Origin of the sequence: Pseudomonas sp. C32 (assembly GCF_030417915.1) — a bacterium.
Lineage (GTDB): Bacteria > Pseudomonadota > Gammaproteobacteria > Pseudomonadales > Pseudomonadaceae > Aquipseudomonas.
The window spans coordinates 59,386-74,689 of sequence record NZ_JAUHUK010000019.1 but is presented as its reverse complement, the minus strand read 5'-3'; the positions used below and the strand labels follow the sequence as shown (position 1 = coordinate 74,689).

The 15,304-nt window shown below is 57.9% G+C and carries 18 protein-coding genes; 9 read left to right on the top strand and 9 right to left on the bottom strand.

All coding sequences use genetic code 11. The annotated features are described in order from the left end of the window. Positions 1 to 68: 68 nt before the first annotated feature. Both recA and recX read left to right on the top strand, forming a co-directional pair. Entirely contained in the window at positions 69 to 1,127 is a 1,059-nt protein-coding gene (gene recA / locus QYH43_RS20885) for a recombinase RecA (RefSeq protein ID WP_095058891.1), read from the top strand. Between the two features lie 8 nt (positions 1,128 to 1,135). Then, positions 1,136 to 1,603: a recombination regulator RecX gene (gene recX, locus QYH43_RS20880; protein ID WP_095152025.1), complete on the top strand. Its 468-nt coding sequence runs from the start codon at positions 1,136 to 1,138 to the stop codon at positions 1,601 to 1,603. A 44-nt stretch (positions 1,604 to 1,647) separates the two neighbouring features. Here the strand turns inward: recX and QYH43_RS20875 are convergent, their stop codons facing one another. After that, positions 1,648 to 2,766, bottom strand: a complete 1,119-nt coding sequence (locus tag QYH43_RS20875; protein WP_095152026.1) for a TIGR00730 family Rossman fold protein — start codon at positions 2,764 to 2,766, stop codon at positions 1,648 to 1,650. A 481-nt stretch (positions 2,767 to 3,247) separates the two neighbouring features. Between QYH43_RS20875 and QYH43_RS20870 the strand changes: the two genes are divergently transcribed. Then, positions 3,248 to 3,442 (top strand): hypothetical protein, encoded by a 195-nt coding sequence (locus QYH43_RS20870; protein WP_095152027.1) that lies wholly within the window; start codon positions 3,248 to 3,250, stop codon positions 3,440 to 3,442. On the opposite strand, the gene QYH43_RS20865 is transcribed toward QYH43_RS20870, so the two are convergent. After that, positions 3,443 to 3,865, bottom strand: a complete 423-nt coding sequence (locus QYH43_RS20865; protein ID WP_095152028.1) for a PA3611 family quorum-sensing-regulated virulence factor — start codon at positions 3,863 to 3,865, stop codon at positions 3,443 to 3,445. Positions 3,866 to 4,054: 189 nt separating this feature from the next. On the opposite strand from QYH43_RS20865, the gene QYH43_RS20860 reads away from it, so the two are divergent. The 3 genes from QYH43_RS20860 (at position 4,055) to QYH43_RS20850 (ending at position 6,103) form a co-directional block, all read left to right on the top strand. Next, entirely contained in the window at positions 4,055 to 4,798 is a 744-nt protein-coding gene (locus QYH43_RS20860; protein WP_095152029.1) for a tRNA-uridine aminocarboxypropyltransferase, read from the top strand. A gap of 217 nt (positions 4,799 to 5,015) precedes the next feature. Next, positions 5,016 to 5,666 carry a response regulator transcription factor ErdR gene (gene erdR / locus QYH43_RS20855; RefSeq protein WP_095058885.1) on the top strand — a complete coding sequence of 217 codons (651 nt, stop codon included), beginning with the start codon at positions 5,016 to 5,018 and terminating at the stop codon, positions 5,664 to 5,666. 74 nt (positions 5,667 to 5,740) lie between these two features. Continuing rightward, positions 5,741 to 6,103: a diacylglycerol kinase gene (locus QYH43_RS20850; protein ID WP_007907286.1), complete on the top strand. Its 363-nt coding sequence runs from the start codon at positions 5,741 to 5,743 to the stop codon at positions 6,101 to 6,103. Here QYH43_RS20850 and QYH43_RS20845 read toward each other — a convergent pair. Beyond that, complete coding sequence (locus QYH43_RS20845; RefSeq protein ID WP_095152030.1) at positions 6,100 to 7,026, bottom strand: LysR family transcriptional regulator; 927 nt, start codon at positions 7,024 to 7,026, stop codon at positions 6,100 to 6,102. The two genes, QYH43_RS20850 and QYH43_RS20845, sit on opposite strands and share 4 nt — an antisense overlap. A gap of 139 nt (positions 7,027 to 7,165) precedes the next feature. Between QYH43_RS20845 and fpr the strand changes: the two genes are divergently transcribed. Next, positions 7,166 to 7,945: a ferredoxin-NADP reductase gene (gene fpr / locus QYH43_RS20840; protein WP_008054100.1), complete on the top strand. Its 780-nt coding sequence runs from the start codon at positions 7,166 to 7,168 to the stop codon at positions 7,943 to 7,945. Positions 7,946 to 8,098: 153 nt separating this feature from the next. On the opposite strand, the gene tsaA is transcribed toward fpr, so the two are convergent. Both tsaA and QYH43_RS20830 read right to left on the bottom strand, forming a co-directional pair. Next, positions 8,099 to 8,797, bottom strand: coding sequence for a tRNA (N6-threonylcarbamoyladenosine(37)-N6)-methyltransferase TrmO (gene tsaA / locus QYH43_RS20835; protein WP_095152066.1), 699 nt, complete (start codon positions 8,795 to 8,797; stop codon positions 8,099 to 8,101). Between the two features lie 57 nt (positions 8,798 to 8,854). Continuing rightward, the gene (locus QYH43_RS20830) at positions 8,855 to 9,709 is read right to left on the bottom strand and encodes a LysR family transcriptional regulator (RefSeq protein WP_095152031.1); all 855 of its coding nucleotides are present in this window, start codon (positions 9,707 to 9,709) and stop codon (positions 8,855 to 8,857) included. Positions 9,710 to 9,810: 101 nt separating this feature from the next. Between QYH43_RS20830 and QYH43_RS20825 the strand changes: the two genes are divergently transcribed. Then, positions 9,811 to 10,245: a multidrug/biocide efflux PACE transporter gene (locus QYH43_RS20825; protein ID WP_095058882.1), complete on the top strand. Its 435-nt coding sequence runs from the start codon at positions 9,811 to 9,813 to the stop codon at positions 10,243 to 10,245. A 123-nt stretch (positions 10,246 to 10,368) separates the two neighbouring features. Here QYH43_RS20825 and QYH43_RS20820 read toward each other — a convergent pair whose 3' ends face one another. Next, entirely contained in the window at positions 10,369 to 11,127 is a 759-nt protein-coding gene (locus QYH43_RS20820; protein ID WP_095152032.1) for an SDR family NAD(P)-dependent oxidoreductase, read from the bottom strand. A gap of 121 nt (positions 11,128 to 11,248) precedes the next feature. Here QYH43_RS20820 and QYH43_RS20815 point away from each other — a divergent pair, with 121 nt between their 5' ends. After that, positions 11,249 to 12,145: a LysR family transcriptional regulator gene (locus QYH43_RS20815; protein WP_095152033.1), complete on the top strand. Its 897-nt coding sequence runs from the start codon at positions 11,249 to 11,251 to the stop codon at positions 12,143 to 12,145. 48 nt (positions 12,146 to 12,193) lie between these two features. Here QYH43_RS20815 and QYH43_RS20810 read toward each other — a convergent pair whose 3' ends face one another. The 3 genes from QYH43_RS20810 to QYH43_RS20800 form a co-directional block, all read right to left on the bottom strand. Beyond that, on the bottom strand, positions 12,194 to 13,216 hold the full coding sequence (locus tag QYH43_RS20810) for a transporter (protein WP_095058879.1): 1,023 nt from the start codon (positions 13,214 to 13,216) through the stop codon (positions 12,194 to 12,196). Between the two features lie 451 nt (positions 13,217 to 13,667). Then, on the bottom strand, positions 13,668 to 13,973 hold the full coding sequence (locus tag QYH43_RS20805) for a PepSY domain-containing protein (protein ID WP_095152034.1): 306 nt from the start codon (positions 13,971 to 13,973) through the stop codon (positions 13,668 to 13,670). A 202-nt stretch (positions 13,974 to 14,175) separates the two neighbouring features. Beyond that, positions 14,176 to 15,303: a glycerophosphodiester phosphodiesterase gene (locus QYH43_RS20800; RefSeq protein ID WP_301157986.1), complete on the bottom strand. Its 1,128-nt coding sequence runs from the start codon at positions 15,301 to 15,303 to the stop codon at positions 14,176 to 14,178. Between the last annotated feature and the right edge of the window lies 1 nt (position 15,304).

Genomic DNA, 15,304 nt, shown 5'->3' with positions numbered 1-15,304 from the left:
TGTGGAATAATACTGGCTACTTATACAGGTGTTGGCCGTAAGGCCTTATTGATTACGTGAGGACTTTAATGGACGACAACAAGAAGAAAGCCTTGGCTGCGGCCCTGGGTCAGATCGAACGTCAATTCGGCAAGGGTGCCGTAATGCGTATGGGCGATCAGGACCGTCAGGCGATCCCGGCCATTTCCACTGGCTCTCTGGGGCTGGACATTGCTCTCGGCATCGGCGGTCTGCCAAAAGGCCGTATTGTTGAAATCTACGGTCCTGAATCTTCCGGTAAAACCACACTGACCTTGTCCGTGATCGCCCAGGCTCAAAAAGCCGGCGCGACTTGCGCATTCGTCGACGCCGAACACGCCCTCGACCCTGAATACGCCGGCAAGCTGGGCGTCAACGTCGACGACCTGCTGGTGTCCCAGCCGGACACCGGCGAACAGGCCCTCGAAATCACCGACATGCTGGTGCGTTCCAACGCGGTCGACGTGATCATCGTCGACTCCGTGGCCGCCCTGGTGCCAAAGGCTGAAATCGAAGGCGAAATGGGTGACATGCACGTGGGCCTGCAAGCCCGTCTGATGTCCCAGGCGCTGCGTAAAATCACCGGTAACATCAAGAACGCCAACTGCCTGGTGATCTTCATCAACCAGATCCGTATGAAAATCGGCGTGATGTTCGGCAGCCCGGAAACCACCACCGGTGGTAACGCGCTGAAGTTCTATGCATCGGTTCGTCTGGACATCCGCCGCACTGGCGCGGTGAAAGAAGGTGATGAAGTCGTCGGTAGCGAAACCCGCGTCAAGGTTGTGAAGAACAAGGTCGCTTCGCCGTTCCGTCAGGCCGAGTTCCAGATTCTTTACGGCAAGGGTATCTATCTCAACGGTGAGATGATCGACCTGGGTGTTCTGCACGGTTTCGTCGAGAAGTCCGGTGCCTGGTATGCCTACAACGGCACCAAGATCGGTCAGGGCAAGGCCAACTCGGCCAAGTACCTGGCGGATAACCCGGATATCGCGGCCACCCTCGAGAAGCAACTGCGTGACAAGCTGCTGTCCCCTTCGTCGGTAGCAGACGCTAAAGCCTCTGCGGTCAAAGAGACCGAAGTCGATCTGGCTGACGCTGATATCTGATCGAAGCGATGACCGCCGTACTGGATACACTCGTCGCGGTGCGGCGAACCGCAATGGACCTGCTCGCGCGACGCGAGCACGGTCGAGTCGAGCTGACGCGTAAACTGCGTCAGCGCGGCGCCCTCCCTGAAATGATCGAAACAGCACTCGACCGCTTGACGGAAGAGGGCCTGTTGTCCGAAACCCGTTATCTCGAAAGCTTTGTTTCCTACCGCGCCCGTTCTGGTTACGGCCCTTTGCGTATTCGTGAAGAGTTGAGCCAGCGCGGCCTGCAACGTAGCGACATCGAACTCGCCTTGCGCGAAAGCGGTATCGACTGGCAGGCGCAACTGACGGATACCTGGCGACGCAAGTTTTCCGGTGAAATACCGGTAGACGTGCGAGAACGCGCCAAACAAGGCAGGTTTCTGGCGTATCGGGGATATTCCATGGAAATGATCAGCCGCCTACTCAGCGGTCGAGGGATGGACGATTGAATGAAACGGCTCGCTACTTGATAGCGGGCCGTTTTTTTATGCCTTCACGTAACTTTCGATGACTCCCGTGTACGTTCTTGCCCCTGGGGTTTGGTTTGTACCCAGTTTTCCGGCAGGTTGATGTAGTCCACCAGTTCACGCAGTCGACCATGGTTACGAGCATTGAAGTTGAAGGCCAGGCGCACCAGGTGACTGAACTGCGCTTCGTCGTGTTCTTCGCCGTTGTAGGCATGCTGATGGAAATGCTCGCTCAGGCACAGGTCGGCAAACGCTTCCTGCATGTGTTCGAGTGCGCGCTCGCTGAGTGTGTGGTTCATGCGAATCAAGTACTGATGCTTGAGCCAGCGGCTGGAGTGGAAGTTACTGTAGAACTGATTGATGTGATCAACCGCTTCTTCCACGCTGTAGACCAGTCTGACCAGCTTCATGTCGGTTGGCAGGATGTAACTGTTTTCCTCCAGTTGCTGGTGAATGAAGTCCAGCGCCCCTTGCCAGAATTTGCCGCCGGGTGCGTCCAGCAAAACCACCGGTACCAGCGGGCTCTTGCCGGTCTGGATCAGTGTCAGCACTTCCAGCGCTTCATCCAGTGTGCCGAAACCTCCGGGACACAGCACCAGCGCATCGGCTTCCTTGACGAAGAACAGCTTGCGGGTAAAGAAGAAGTGGAAGGGCAGCAGGTTGGTCGTGCCGTTGACGGTCGGGTTGGCGTGTTGTTCGAAGGGCAGGGTGATGTTGAATCCCAGGCTGTGGGTCAGGCCGGCTCCTTCATGTGCTGCGGCCATGATGCCGCCACCGGCACCGGTAATGACCATCAGGTCGGAGCGTGCCAGGGCGGCGCCAAGCTCTCGGGCCATCGCGTACAACGGATGTTCGACCGGGGTGCGTGCCGAACCGAAAACAGTCACTTTGCGTCGCCCCCTGAACTGTTCGAGTACACGAAACGCATGCTCCAGTTCGCGCAGGGCTTGCAGGGTGATCTTGGCGTTCCAGCGGTTATGGTCTTCCTGGGCCATGCGCAGCACGGTCAGGATCATGTCGCGGTAAATCGGAATGTTCGGGCTGTTGGGTGAAACAAGGTTGAGTTGCTCTTCAACCTTGCTGATGAGGTCGTGGCCGCTTTCTTCGAAATGACGGCTCAGGAGGTCATTTGGTTGGTAAGGCATTCAACTTCTCCTTCTGCACAGAACCTTTGGCCCCGACAAGCTGCGTCGATGCCACGACACTTCATGTGTCGCTGTCTGCCCAGGCCCATGCCTGGGCGATCCACTCGACCCGAATGGCACGTCGGGTCATCCATACAGGCTCTGTTATTCCCTGGAATGAAAGAAACGTTCGCACAACATGTTGCGTTAGAGGGACTCTTTCCGGTCTCGAAAAGTGAACGGGACACTCTGAAAACTAGACCCTTGCAGTGATTTTCGCTGCCTTGATCATTGCGCCACAAAGTCTTTCCTGGCAACCGCTTAATGACTATTTGCAACGTGGTTTCACCGCTCGTCTGAACCCGCGGCGGGTGTCTGCCACTCTGGTTTACTAAGTTACAAGTGTCACGCGACAACTTTGCGTCAACGGCAGGGCGCACGACACAAGTGGTTCAAGGATTTATCGCTCGATACGAGTGAACGTGCAGGGAGGCGGGAAGCCATGACCAGAGTCATTCTGGAAATTGATACACAGCTGTATCAATTGCTGAAGTCATCAGCCGAGACCCATCATTTGAGCCTCGAAGAGGAGTGCTACCGACGTTTGCAGAGCAGTGAGCATCGATCGCATTACTTGCAGGCATTGCTGGCAGAACTGCGCGCCGAGGATGAACAGCGACGCGCCAATTCCAATTGACTACTTTTTCTTCGGCGCCGCTTTCGGGCAATCCGATTCCTGGTAGCTGGCCGAACCGACCGCACGGTTGGTCTTGACCTCGGTGAAGTCGTAACGCATCACTGCGCCCTTGGCCATCAACTTGCGGTAGGACGGGTTGTTGCAGACAGAAGCGCCAAGCTGGAAGTACACGGCCTTCGGGTCGGCGCGCATCTTGTCGGCGTGGCTGCTTTGTACGCTCAAGTGGTTGATCAATGTGTTGCCTTCGACGGTGTAGCCCTGATCGAGAATGTCTTCATTGATGGCCCGTGGAGTGCCGACGCTGCTTTGTGCGGCAACGTTTCGCAGCTCTCTGTTCAGATTCTGCTCACTCAAGGATGCGGCCTGAGCGTTGAAGGACGACGCCAGCAGAATGGCAGCGGTGGGAACGATAAGGCGCAGCATGAAACTCTCCTGGGGCGGTGATGGGTGGTTTGACCTATCACGTGACTGTGCGTTCAGTGGCGGCGAATTATAGGAGAGCAGGCCCGGACGGTACAGGCTTGCGCTAAACGGTCTGGTAAACTGCCCACTCTATTTACCCTGCCGAGTGTTTTTCGTGTCGATTTTCCTTCCCCGCCGGTGTTGCCTGCGATGAGTCATGCCCCCAACGCCGTAGCCCGCCTGCGTGACCAGCGCGAAGAAGAAGGGATCAAGCCGATTCAGGCCCGTGGCTGGCGGGCACCGCGTTGCCACGACTGTCGGGTCATCCTCAGCCATTGCCTGTGTGCCTGGCGCCCCAAGGTCCAGTCTCGCTCCGGGGTTTGCCTGATCATGACCAACAAGGAAGTGTTCAAGCCGAGCAATACCGGTTGGCTGATCGCTGATGTGGTCGCTGACAACCATGCGTTCATCTGGTCTCGCACCGAAATCGATCCGCAATTGCTGGCGTTATTGTCCGATCCGCAATGGCAGCCTTATCTGGTGTTCCCGGGTGAGTATGTTGCGCCGGAGCGCGTGACCAACAGCGTTGATGTTGACAGTGATAAACGCCCGCTCTTCATCCTGTTGGATGCGACCTGGACTGAAGCACGGAAGATTTTCCGAAAAAGTCCGTATTTCGATGGATTGCCGATACTCAGTCTGCTGCCCGAAAAACTGTCCCGCTACCGGTTGCGCCGGTCCACGCGAAGCGAGCACCTGTGTACGGCGGAAGTCGCGGCGTTGTGCCTTGATCTTGCCGGCGATACGGACGCGGCTTCAGCGCTGGACGCCTATTTCGACGTGTTCAGCCAGCATTATCTCGATGCCAAGCATCAGCTTGAAATGAACGTCTCGACCCCGGCCCATGCCGAGTTGATGCCCTATGTTCAGTCGACAACCCCAGTGCTGGACTGATTGTCGCGCATACTGCAATAAAGTGTAGTGGCCATGCTGCTTGACCACCCCGGCTTCGCTGGGCATGCTTGGCGCCGATTAGGTACGACCAGAGTTTTCAACGCCGTTTTTGGCGTTGAGCGTGCCTTGTCAGTGCAGCTGCGTGGCTGTGCCTGGCGTTGCTTTGGCGAGGCCCGAATGCATCGGGCTTTCCATGAAAAACAGGATCATTTGAACAATGGCCACATACGAAATCCTGATTGCCGATGACCACCCACTTTTTCGAAGTGCCTTGCATCAAGCGCTGACGTTGGGCCTTGGGCCGGATGTCCGTCTGGTGGAGGTGGCGAGCATTGCCGAACTGGAAACCCGCCTCACCGAAAAAGCCGATTGGGATCTGGTGCTGCTGGACCTGAACATGCCGGGCGCCTACGGTTTTTCCGGGCTGGTCCTGTTGCGTGGTCAGTACCCACAGATTCCGGTGGTCATGGTCTCGGCTCAGGAAGAGGCGACCATCATGGTCAAATCCCGTGAGTTCGGCGCCAGCGGTTTTATTCCAAAATCCAGCGATCTTGGGGTCATTCAGAAAGCCGTGCGTGCCGTACTCGACGGCGACGTTTTCTGGCCTCCGCAGGCGTTCGAAGCGGTCAGCGTTTCCGATGAAGCCAAGGCTGCCAGTGAAGGGCTTGCCAGCCTGACACCCCAGCAATTCCGGGTGCTGACCATGGTTTGCGAAGGCTTGCTGAACAAACAGATTGCTTATGAATTGAGTGTTTCCGAGGCGACCATCAAGGCGCACGTGACTGCGATTTTCCGTAAGCTGAATGTGCGGACCCGTACCCAGGCCGCGCTGCTCTTGCAACAACTTGAGTCAATTTCCAGCCATTGATGGTTGGCGGCTTCACGCTTTTTTGACTTTGGTTAATCTAGCTTTCCCACTTCTCTAAGTCAGTTGCCTACTCTATGTCACCTTTCAAAGGCCAGACCGGCCTTAAACGTATTCTCAACGCTTCCGGCTACTCGCTGGACGGCCTGCGCGCCGCTTTCACCGGTGAAGCCGCTTTTCGGCAACTGGTGTTGCTCAATGCCATCCTGATTCCGTTGTCGTTCTTCCTGAACGTCAGTCGAGTCGAGCAGGCGTTGCTGATTGCGGTCTGTCTGCTGGCGTTGATCGTCGAGTTGCTTAATTCGGCAGTGGAAGCGGCCATCGACCGTATTTCCCTTGAATTGCACCCGCTGTCCAAGAATGCCAAGGACATGGGCAGTGCCGCCCAATTCGTGGCGTTGAGCATGATCGCGCTGGTGTGGGCCGTTATTCTGCTTTAAGCGATGGTCGGCAACACGATCTCGTCGCTGCGCTGGACCCCGGCGGTGAAGGCGCGGCACAGATCGAGGAACTCGCGCATCGCCGAGGTCTGGTATTTCTGTTTGTGCCAGATGAAGTAGAACTGCCGCGACAGGTCCAGATCCGGCGTTTCCACCGCGACGAGACTGCCGCGGCGGAATGCATCGCGTAACGCCAGCCGCGAAATACAGCCAATCCCCAAACCAGACTCCACCGCGCGCTTGATCGCTTCGGTGTGCTCCAGCTCCAGGCGGACATTCAACGCGCTGCGATGGTGGCGCATGGCTTGGTCGAAAGTCAGCCGCGTGCCCGAACCTTGCTCTCGCAAAATCCATGCTTCGTGGCTCAGTTCGTCCATGGTCGCCGTGCCACGCTTGGCCAGCGGATGCTGCGGGGCGCAAAACACCACCAATTCGTCTTCGACCCAGCTCTGTACTTCGATGTCCGGGTGGCTGCAATCGCCCTCGATTAGACCCAGATCAATTTCATAGTGAGCCACTTGTTGCACGATATTGGCAGTGTTCTGCACGTGCAGCTTTACCTGGCTTTCCGGATGGCGCTGCATGAAGCTGCCGATCAGCAGGGTCGCCAGGTAGTTGCCGATGGTCAGCGTCGCGCCCACCGCCAGTGAGCCGAAACCCGATTTGCCATTGAGCAGGTCCTCGATTTCCTTGGCCTGGTCCAGCAGGGCGACAGCTTGCGGCAGCAATTGCTTGCCCAGCGCGTTGAGGCTCAGTCGTTTGCCGGCACGGTCGAACAACTGGCAGCTGCATTGGCGCTCCAGTTCGGTGATCGAGGTGCTCGCCGCCGATTGCGAGAGGTTGAGCAGGCCCGCAGCACGGGATACGCTCTCCTGCTGGGCGACGGCGACGAAGACTTGTAGTTGACGAAGAGTAAATCGCATATCGATATAACCGATAACCCTTATCTTAATAATCCAGTTAACAGATATTGTCGTCGCTATTAGAATGCGATGCAATTGCGCGCCGCAGCGCTCGTCCGAATGAGCTAGCGCAGACCTAATCTCCAGGAGTCCCACGTACATGAGCAACATGAACCACGAGCGTGTCCTCAGTGTTCATCACTGGAACGACACTCTGTTCAGCTTCAAGTGCACCCGCGATCCGGGCCTGCGCTTCGAGAACGGTCAGTTCGTGATGATCGGCCTGCAACAGCCCAACGGCCGCCCGCTTATGCGCGCTTACTCGATTGCCAGCCCGAACTGGGAAGAGCATCTCGAGTTCTTCAGCATTAAGGTGCCGGATGGTCCGCTGACTTCCCAGTTGCAGCACCTGAAGGAAGGCGACGAGATCATCATCAGCAAGAAGCCTACCGGCACGCTGGTGCTGGATGACTTGAAGCCTGGCAAACACTTGTACCTGCTCAGCACCGGTACCGGTCTGGCGCCGTTCATGAGCGTCATCCAGGATCCGGAAACCTACGAGCGTTTCGAAAAAGTGATCCTGTGCCACGGCGTGCGTTACGTCAACGAAGTCGCCTACCGCGAGTTCATCACCGAGCACCTGCCGCAGAACGAGTTCTTCGGTGATGCGCTGCGTGACAAGTTGATCTACTACCCGACCGTTACCCGTGAGCCGTTCGAGAACGAAGGTCGCCTGACCGACCTGATGCGCAGTGGCAAGCTGTTCAGCGACATCGGCCTGCCGCCGATCAACCCGCAGGACGACCGCGCCATGTTGTGCGGCAGCCCGAGCATGCTCGACGAGACCAGCGAAGTACTGAACAGCTTCGGTCTGAAAGTCTCGCCGCGGATGCGCGAGCCGGGTGATTACCTGATCGAGCGTGCGTTCGTCGAGAAGTGACCGAAGGTCACCTGTAGGCGCTGGCTTGCCAGCGATGGCGTTCGTTCCGTCGACATCGGTGCTGAAATCAGACCGTTATCGCGCTCCTACAGGACACAACAAGAAAGCCCGCGCAGCCTGAGAAGGCAGCGCGGGCTTTTTCGTTTTTGCGGATTATGCGTTTGCGGGGATGACCTCAAGCACCCTAATCAACTCCGGTGTCGGGTAATGCCACCGCACATCCACGTCCCAGAGTTGCGCGCCGTATTCTCTTTCCGGTGCGGGTGTCTGGTACGCCGGCCGCGGGTCTTGCGCCAGGCATTGTTCAATCAGCTCAACCAATGGTTCACCAAGACGCTGAGCGTGTTCGTGAGCCTGTTGCAGCGCTGAGTCTGCCCAATGCACGGTAATCAACTGCGGTGCCGCGCTGGCGATGCTGTTGGAGGCCGAATCGATGATGTCGGCGTAGGGCACGTAGGGTTTGATGTCGAGCACGGGAGTGCCGTCCAACAGGTCGATCCCGGAAATCCACAGACGATTGGCTTCGACCTTGTCCAGTTTGACCACAGACTGCCCGATGCCATTGGGGCGATGCGTCGCGCGCGTAGCGAACACCCCCATGGATTTGTTGCCGCCGAGGCGAGGTGGGCGCACCTTCAAGCGTGGTTTTTCTTCCAGAGCCTGATGGAACAGAAACAACAGCCAGACATGGCTGACCTGTTCCAGCCCCTGCACTGCATCCCCCTGATCAAAAGGCGCCACCAATTCCAGGACGCCACGTGCGGCCGGTGCCAGTTGCGGCTGGCGCGGAATCGCAAACTTTTCCTTGAAGCAGGAGTGCACGAAGCCGATGGGGGAAACGCTGTAAGTCATGGTCTGGAATCGCGGCGGGACGGAGGCGGGCATGATAACCCGCGATTGGCTGCAGCGTTATTCCAGCATTTTGCCGAGCAACCAGCTCCCCGCCGGGCCTGGCGGGTTCAAGCGCGACCACAGCGCCCCGACCGACACCGTTTTCGGCCAGCCGCGGACGTCCAGTTCCTGCAACGTGCCCGGGCCGAAGCGCTCCACCAGCCAGCGCGGCAATGGCGCCCAGCCGAACCCGCCCTGGGCCATTTCCAGCAGCATCAGATAACTTGGCGCCGACCAGACGCGGCCCTTCGCCCGACTTTCATACGGATTGACGATGGTCGCCAGACGCAACTCGCGGTGCTGATACAGCAGGTCCTGATTGATGTTTTTCTGCGTCGCCAGCGGGTGCCGGGGAGACGCGAACAAGGCAAATTCAGTGCGCTCGTCTACCGTCGAGCTGACCAGGTCCGGTGGATAACTGTCCTGCATTTCGGCGAATGCCACGTGCGCCCGGCCGCTTTGCACAAGGGCCACAAGGTCCTCGCATTCAGCGATCAGGCATTCGAGTTCAAGGTCCGGGTAACGCTGCTCGAAAGCACTGAGCGCGTCTTCGAAGCGGTCCGACTGATAGGTGTCGGAAAGTGCCACGGTCAATTTGGGCTCGACCCCTTGGGACAGTTGGCTGGCGGTCATTTCCAGCCGGCTGGTGGCCGCAAGAATCTCTTCGGCCCGTTGCAACATGACGTGCCCGGCCGGTGTCAGGCTGGGCTTGCGGCTGCTGCGGTCGAACAGGGTCAGGTTCAGATCGATCTCCAGGCTGGCAACTGCCGCGCTGATGGTCGACTGACTGCGGCCCAGTTTGCGCGCCGCAGCGGAGAACGAGCCTTGGGTCGCGGCTTCGACAAACGCCAGCAGTACTTCGTGGGAGGCCATGAACTATCGCCTTGATCGATGGTTATTGGTTATGAAGTATCGGTGTGATGACGGATCATGACAACCACAGTCAGTCATCAAGTTGTTCAAGGAGTCAGGCCATGAGCGCCAACAAATCCATCACCGAACGAATTTTCCAGGCCATCGGCTTTGAACTGCTGGCCATCCTCATTTGTACGCCGCTGCTGGCGTGGATCATGGACAAACCCATGCTGGAAATGGGAATGGTGACCGTCCTCATTGCCGCCCTGGCACTGGGCTGGAACGTGGTGTTCAACGGGATGTTCGACCGTGCGCTCAAACGCTTTGCCATTGCCCATAACGCCTGGACCCGCGTTGTGCATGCATTGCTATTTGAAGGCGGCTTGGTGGCGATGGGTGTGCCGCTGATTGCCTGGTGGCTGAGTGTCAGCCTGTGGCAGGCATTTTTGCTGGACATCGGCGTGTTGCTGTTCTTCCTGCCGTACACCTACATCTATCACTGGGTGTATGACGTGGTGCGGGAGCGGATGTTGGTGGTTCGCGAAGTTTGCTGAGTTGTATGTTTGTGGCGAGGGAGCTTGCTCCCGTTCGATTGCAAAGTAGTCGGGAAAAGGGACCGCTTTGCGCTCCAGCGGGAGCAAGCTCCCTCGCCACAGGGTTTTATGCCGTGTTCATGTTTACAAAAACATCCCGCCTGACGCTTCCACGCGCTGCCCATTGATCCACTGGCTTCCCGGCGCCAACAGCAGCGCAATCGCGGCACCAATGTCATCCGGCAAACCGGCGCGACCCAGCGCGGTGTTGTTCGCCACGAGGGTGTTCAGCGCGGAGTTGTCCCGAACCGCTCCACCACCGAAATCCGTTTCGATCGCACCGGGTGCCAGGATGTTCGCCGTGATGTTGCGGGCACCGAGTTCCTTGGCCTGGTAACGCGTCAGCACTTCCATCGCACCCTTCATCGCTGCATAGGCGCTATGACCCGGCAGGCTGAAACGGGCGAGGCCGCTGGAAATGTTGATGATGCGTCCACCGTCATTGATCAATGGCAACAAATTTTGCGTGAGGAAGAACGGTCCCTTGAATTGGATGTTCACCAGCAAATCGAACTGTTCGACGGTGGTGTCGACGAAGTTCGCATGCAGTCCGATCCCGGCGTTGTTGATCAGGAAATCGAAGTGCTTGCGGTCGAAATGATTGCGCAAGACCTGCGCGACCTCGCTGCTGAAGGCCGCGAAGCTTTCACTCTGGCCGACATCCAGTTGCAGCATCACGGCGCGACCACCAAGGCTTTCAACTTCCGCCACCAGCGCCCGTGCTTCATCGGCACGGCTGTTGTAGGTGCCGATGATGTCGATGCCCTGGGTGACCAGGTGCAGGGCGGCATTCTTGCCGAGGCCGCGGCTGGCGCCGGTGATCAGTGCGATTTTACGGTTCATGGGGCTTCCTCTTTTGCAGTGGGCGGTTGATGTGAGGAAGTTTATTTATCCGCTGAGGGGTGATAAACAGGGTGAAATCGGAATCACTGGTCGGATAATCCGAACAATTGCAGGGCGAACCATGAACAAACTGGAACTGTTGCGCACCTTTGTCCGGGTCAGCGAAATGTCGAGTTTCACGTTGGCTGGAGAAAGTCTTGGCTTGCCTCGGTCAACGGTCTCAGAGCATGTGCAGGCGCTGGAAGCGTTGCTCGGTGCCCGTCTGCTGCAACGCACCACGCGCAAGGTCCAGGCGACGCAGGATGGTCTGGTGTTGTACGAGCGCAGCAAGGATCTGCTGTCGCACATGGATGAAATCGAGGGCCTGTTTCGTCAGGACGAGGCGTCGCTGGTTGGTCGGATTCGTATCGACCTGCCGAATATTCTGGCCCGTCGTTTGGTGATGCCGCGCCTGCCGGAATTCATGGAGCGTCATCCGCTGCTTGAGCTGGAAATCAGCAGCACCGATCGCCGGGTCGACTTGCTCGCCGAAGGGTTTGATTGCGTGCTGCGGATCGGTGCGCAACCGGATCAATCGGTGGTGGCGCGGCATCTGTGTGACTTGGGCATGATCAATTGCGCCAGCCCGGAATACTTGCGGCGTCATGGCATGCCGCAACGACTTGAAGACCTGGCGCAGCATCGACTGGTGCATTACGTCGGCGTGCTGGGCTCGCGCTCGGAAGGTTTTGTCTACGTGGACGAAAGCCAGGTGCAGCGAGTGCCGATGATTGGCAGCGTCACGGTCAACAGCACCGATGCCTATGAGTCAGCGTGTCTGGGGGGATTCGGTTTGATCCAGGCGCCGAGGATGGGCATGCAAAAGTATTTGCGCCGCGGTGAGTTGGTGGAGGTGTTGCCGCAGTTCAACGCACCGTCATTGGGGGTGTCGTTGCTTTATGCCCGGCAACGGCATTTGCCGCTGCGGGTAAGGGTGTTCATGGTTTGGTTGGGGGAGGTGATTAGATCTGCCGTGTGACATGGAGCCCTATGGGAGCAAGCTCGCTCCTACAGAATACTCCGGCGTTTAGTAATCCTGTCGCTTGCGAAATGCCCAGCGTCCGGCAATCACGGTGAACGTCGCCACCAGCGCCACCAGAATCCAAAAGCCTTCCGGATCCTGGGAAAGCGGTACGCCGCCGACGTTCATGCCGAAGAAACCGGCGATGATGTTAATCGGCAAGGCCAGCACCGTCACCACTGTCAGGGTAAACAGTGTGCGGTTACTTTGTTCGTTGAGGTTGGCGGCGATTTCTTCCTGCAACAGCTTGATCCGCTCACCCAGCGCCGTGAGGTCGTTGATGATCAGCGCAAACTCCTCGGTAGATTTGCGCAACTCCTTCACGTCCTCTTTTTGCAGCCATTGCGGTGGACGGTTGAGCAGGCGCAGCAACGAGCCCGGCTCCAGCGCCAGCAGGCGTTGCAGGCGCACCAACACCCGTCGATTGGCGCCTAGCTCTGCGCGGTTGTTCGACAGTCGCGAGGACAGCAATTCGTCTTCGATCTGATCCACGCTCAGGCTGGTCTTGCGCACGATCTGGGTCAGCACCTCGCCCTGGTCGCGCAGCAGATGCACCAGCAATTCCAGCGGCGAACGAAAGCGTTCACCGGCCTTCACCGACGAGCGCAATTTGTCCACCGAGTGCAGCGGTTGCAGGCGGGCGCTGATGATCAGCCGACGACGGGCGCACACCCACAACGTCGAGACGTCGGAGGAGACCATGCTGCTGAGGTTGAACACCACGTCGTTGACCACCGCCAGCAGCGTCGAGTCGACGTGCTCGATGCGCGTCGAACGCGAGCCCTCATGCAGCGCTTCGAAAAACTCATTGGGTAACTCCAGATGACTCTTCATCCAGCGCTCGCACGCGGCATGGGCGAGGTTCAGGTGCAGCCACAGAAATTGCTCGTCGTCTTCCGGATGTTGCAGGCATCGCAACGCCTCGGCCGAATCGATCTCCCGGCCGCGTTCGCCGGGGCGAAAACTGAACCCGTAAAGCAGGCCGAACAGATCCGGGTCGCGATGGCTTTGATCGATGCTGTGGTTCATGAGAGCTCGCAAAGGGAAACGCCTGTCGCAGGATTTACAGGTTCACGTGAGCGGCATCATCGCAAGCGAGGATGACGTTTTTGTGACTGAAAAATAACTGCGAACGGTTGCGGTAGGGACGTCGGTTATTCCTCAAGAACCGCTCTGGCAGCATCGCCAGCACCAACCTGGACAACGTGCAGCGCACCGAAGCGGCGAGCCATAATCTGCATGGCTTGTCGGGGCAGTTGAATGAAGTGACGGCACGACTGAGCGCGTGATGAGCTGAACGATCGCGCAGGCGCAAAAAAGCCGCAGGATCCGAAAATCGTGCGGCTTTTTGTTGTGTGACAAAATCACATCTTCCAGACCTTGTAGGAGCCGGCTTGCTGGCGATCCAGGCAACGCGGTCTTCAAGTTGATCGCGTCATCGTTCATCGCCAGCAAGCAGGCTCCTACAAAGCGCTGTGCATCAGTCGTCTTTTTTGTTCTTCAGAACTTCGCCGGTGGCGGCGTTCAGATCAACGTCCCATTCAACGCCTTTGGCGTCTTTGAGTTCGACTTCGTACTCGAAACCGTTGAAGTGGTTGTCCAGGTCGCTGTCGGTAATGGTGGCGCCCGGGTGCAGCTTCAGGACGATCTGGTTCAGCTCTTCCAGCGGCTTGATCTTGCCGTCCTTGACCAACTGAGGAATCTGGTCGACAGGAACATCGGCCTGGGCCAAACCAGTGGTGAGGGTCAGGGCAGCGGCGGTGAACAGGGCAGTCAGAGTCTTCATGATGTCTTTCCTTGTTGAGCTGTTTAAGTGAAATCAGGTTAGCCGGTGTAACTTAATCCACCCTTAAATTCTTCTACATGTCTTGCATCAACTTCTGTGGGAACGTGGCTGCCCGCGAAGAGGCCGTCAGCTCCAACATCAATGTTGACTGACATTGCGCTATCGCGGGCAAGCCACGCTCCCACAGGTTTTACGTCTGCGTTTAGAAACCGTTGTTCTGCAGGACTTGCGCCACGCTGGCGGGGGCCGAGCGTTTGTAGAACTTCAGCAGTTCGCTGGCGCGGTTGGTGAAGATGCCGTCGACACCGGCGTCCATGACTTTCTGATAATCAACCACCTCGTCGATGGTGTAGACGTGCACCAGCAGGCCCTGATCTTGGGTGTACTGGTTCATCCACGGTTGCACCAGGTCCGAGTAACTCTGATCGCCACCTTGGGTGAGCGCAGCGGACGGGCCGGTGCCGATGGCGCCCTGGGTCTTGGCGTAATCGACCCAGCGCTGGAACTCGGCTTTGTCCTTGGGTTGCTGTTTGGCGTAGTAGGCGGCTTTGTCTTTCTCGCCGGACTGGGCAAACGAGACCGTCGATTGCGGTTCGATGCTGCCTTCGCCGACCCACAACAACAGGATTTTCGGCACTTGCGGCATTTCCTTTTGCAGCAGTTCGAGGCTGTTTTTCTCGAAGGTTTGCAGGATCACCTTGCCTTTGCCTTGACCGACTGCAAGCTCGCTTTTCGCCAGCTTCGAACCTGCCGGGCTGAGCCAGCCACGGGTTTGCAGTTTCTGTTTCAGATCATGTTCGATGCCAGGAAATTGCTTAGGCTCCTTGGTTTCGATGTACAGGCCGGGCTTGTGCTGCGAGTTGCCTTGGGCGATGTCGATAATTTCATCGAGGGTCAGAATTTTCAGGCCGGCGTAGGACGGGCGAGCGCGATCCGGGTACGCGGTGTTGAACCAACTGCCAGCATCGAGGGTTTTCAGCTCGGCCATGGTAAACGCGTTGGCCGGGCTGTCCTTGCGCTCGGGGAATTTGCTGGCGACGTCAGTGGTACGTTGCAGGTTGTTATCGTGCAGGGCGAACAGCACGCCGTCCTTGCTGCGTTGCAGGTCCAGTTCCAGGTAATCGGCACCCAGGTCGCGTGCGAGTTTGTATGCGGCGGCGGTGGATTCCGGTGCATCGAAAGACGCGCCACGGTGGGCGATCACCGCCGGGTGCGGGATGCCCAAACCAGAGGCCAGAGCCGTAGGACTTGGCTCGCTGGCCGCCTGAGCCTGACTGAGGCCAAGCAGCAAACCCAGGAACAGGGCGCTTTTAGTGAAGGTTGCAGACATG

Bases quoted from the DNA above. Each gene is read 5' to 3' on its own strand.
- QYH43_RS20800 (WP_301157986.1), bottom strand. From the start codon at position 15,303: ATGTCTGCAACCTTCACTAAAAGCGCCCTGTTCCTGGGTTTGCTGCTT.
- QYH43_RS20830 (WP_095152031.1), bottom strand. From the start codon at position 9,709: ATGGCCTCCCACGAAGTACTGCTGGCGTTTGTCGAAGCCGCGACCCAA.
- QYH43_RS20865 (WP_095152028.1), bottom strand. From the start codon at position 3,865: ATGCTGCGCCTTATCGTTCCCACCGCTGCCATTCTGCTGGCGTCGTCC.
- QYH43_RS20850 (WP_007907286.1), top strand. From the start codon at position 5,741: ATGTCACCTTTCAAAGGCCAGACCGGCCTTAAACGTATTCTCAACGCT.
- QYH43_RS20875 (WP_095152026.1), bottom strand. From the start codon at position 2,766: ATGCCTTACCAACCAAATGACCTCCTGAGCCGTCATTTCGAAGAAAGC.
- QYH43_RS20825 (WP_095058882.1), top strand. From the start codon at position 9,811: ATGAGCGCCAACAAATCCATCACCGAACGAATTTTCCAGGCCATCGGC.
- QYH43_RS20860 (WP_095152029.1), top strand. From the start codon at position 4,055: ATGAGTCATGCCCCCAACGCCGTAGCCCGCCTGCGTGACCAGCGCGAA.
- QYH43_RS20805 (WP_095152034.1), bottom strand. From the start codon at position 13,973: ATGAAGACTCTGACTGCCCTGTTCACCGCCGCTGCCCTGACCCTCACC.
- QYH43_RS20815 (WP_095152033.1), top strand. From the start codon at position 11,249: ATGAACAAACTGGAACTGTTGCGCACCTTTGTCCGGGTCAGCGAAATG.
- QYH43_RS20845 (WP_095152030.1), bottom strand. From the start codon at position 7,026: ATGCGATTTACTCTTCGTCAACTACAAGTCTTCGTCGCCGTCGCCCAG.
- QYH43_RS20810 (WP_095058879.1), bottom strand. From the start codon at position 13,216: ATGAACCACAGCATCGATCAAAGCCATCGCGACCCGGATCTGTTCGGC.
- fpr (WP_008054100.1), top strand. From the start codon at position 7,166: ATGAGCAACATGAACCACGAGCGTGTCCTCAGTGTTCATCACTGGAAC.
- QYH43_RS20870 (WP_095152027.1), top strand. From the start codon at position 3,248: ATGACCAGAGTCATTCTGGAAATTGATACACAGCTGTATCAATTGCTG.
- recX (WP_095152025.1), top strand. From the start codon at position 1,136: ATGACCGCCGTACTGGATACACTCGTCGCGGTGCGGCGAACCGCAATG.
- tsaA (WP_095152066.1), bottom strand. From the start codon at position 8,797: ATGACTTACAGCGTTTCCCCCATCGGCTTCGTGCACTCCTGCTTCAAG.
- erdR (WP_095058885.1), top strand. From the start codon at position 5,016: ATGGCCACATACGAAATCCTGATTGCCGATGACCACCCACTTTTTCGA.
- QYH43_RS20820 (WP_095152032.1), bottom strand. From the start codon at position 11,127: ATGAACCGTAAAATCGCACTGATCACCGGCGCCAGCCGCGGCCTCGGC.
- recA (WP_095058891.1), top strand. From the start codon at position 69: ATGGACGACAACAAGAAGAAAGCCTTGGCTGCGGCCCTGGGTCAGATC.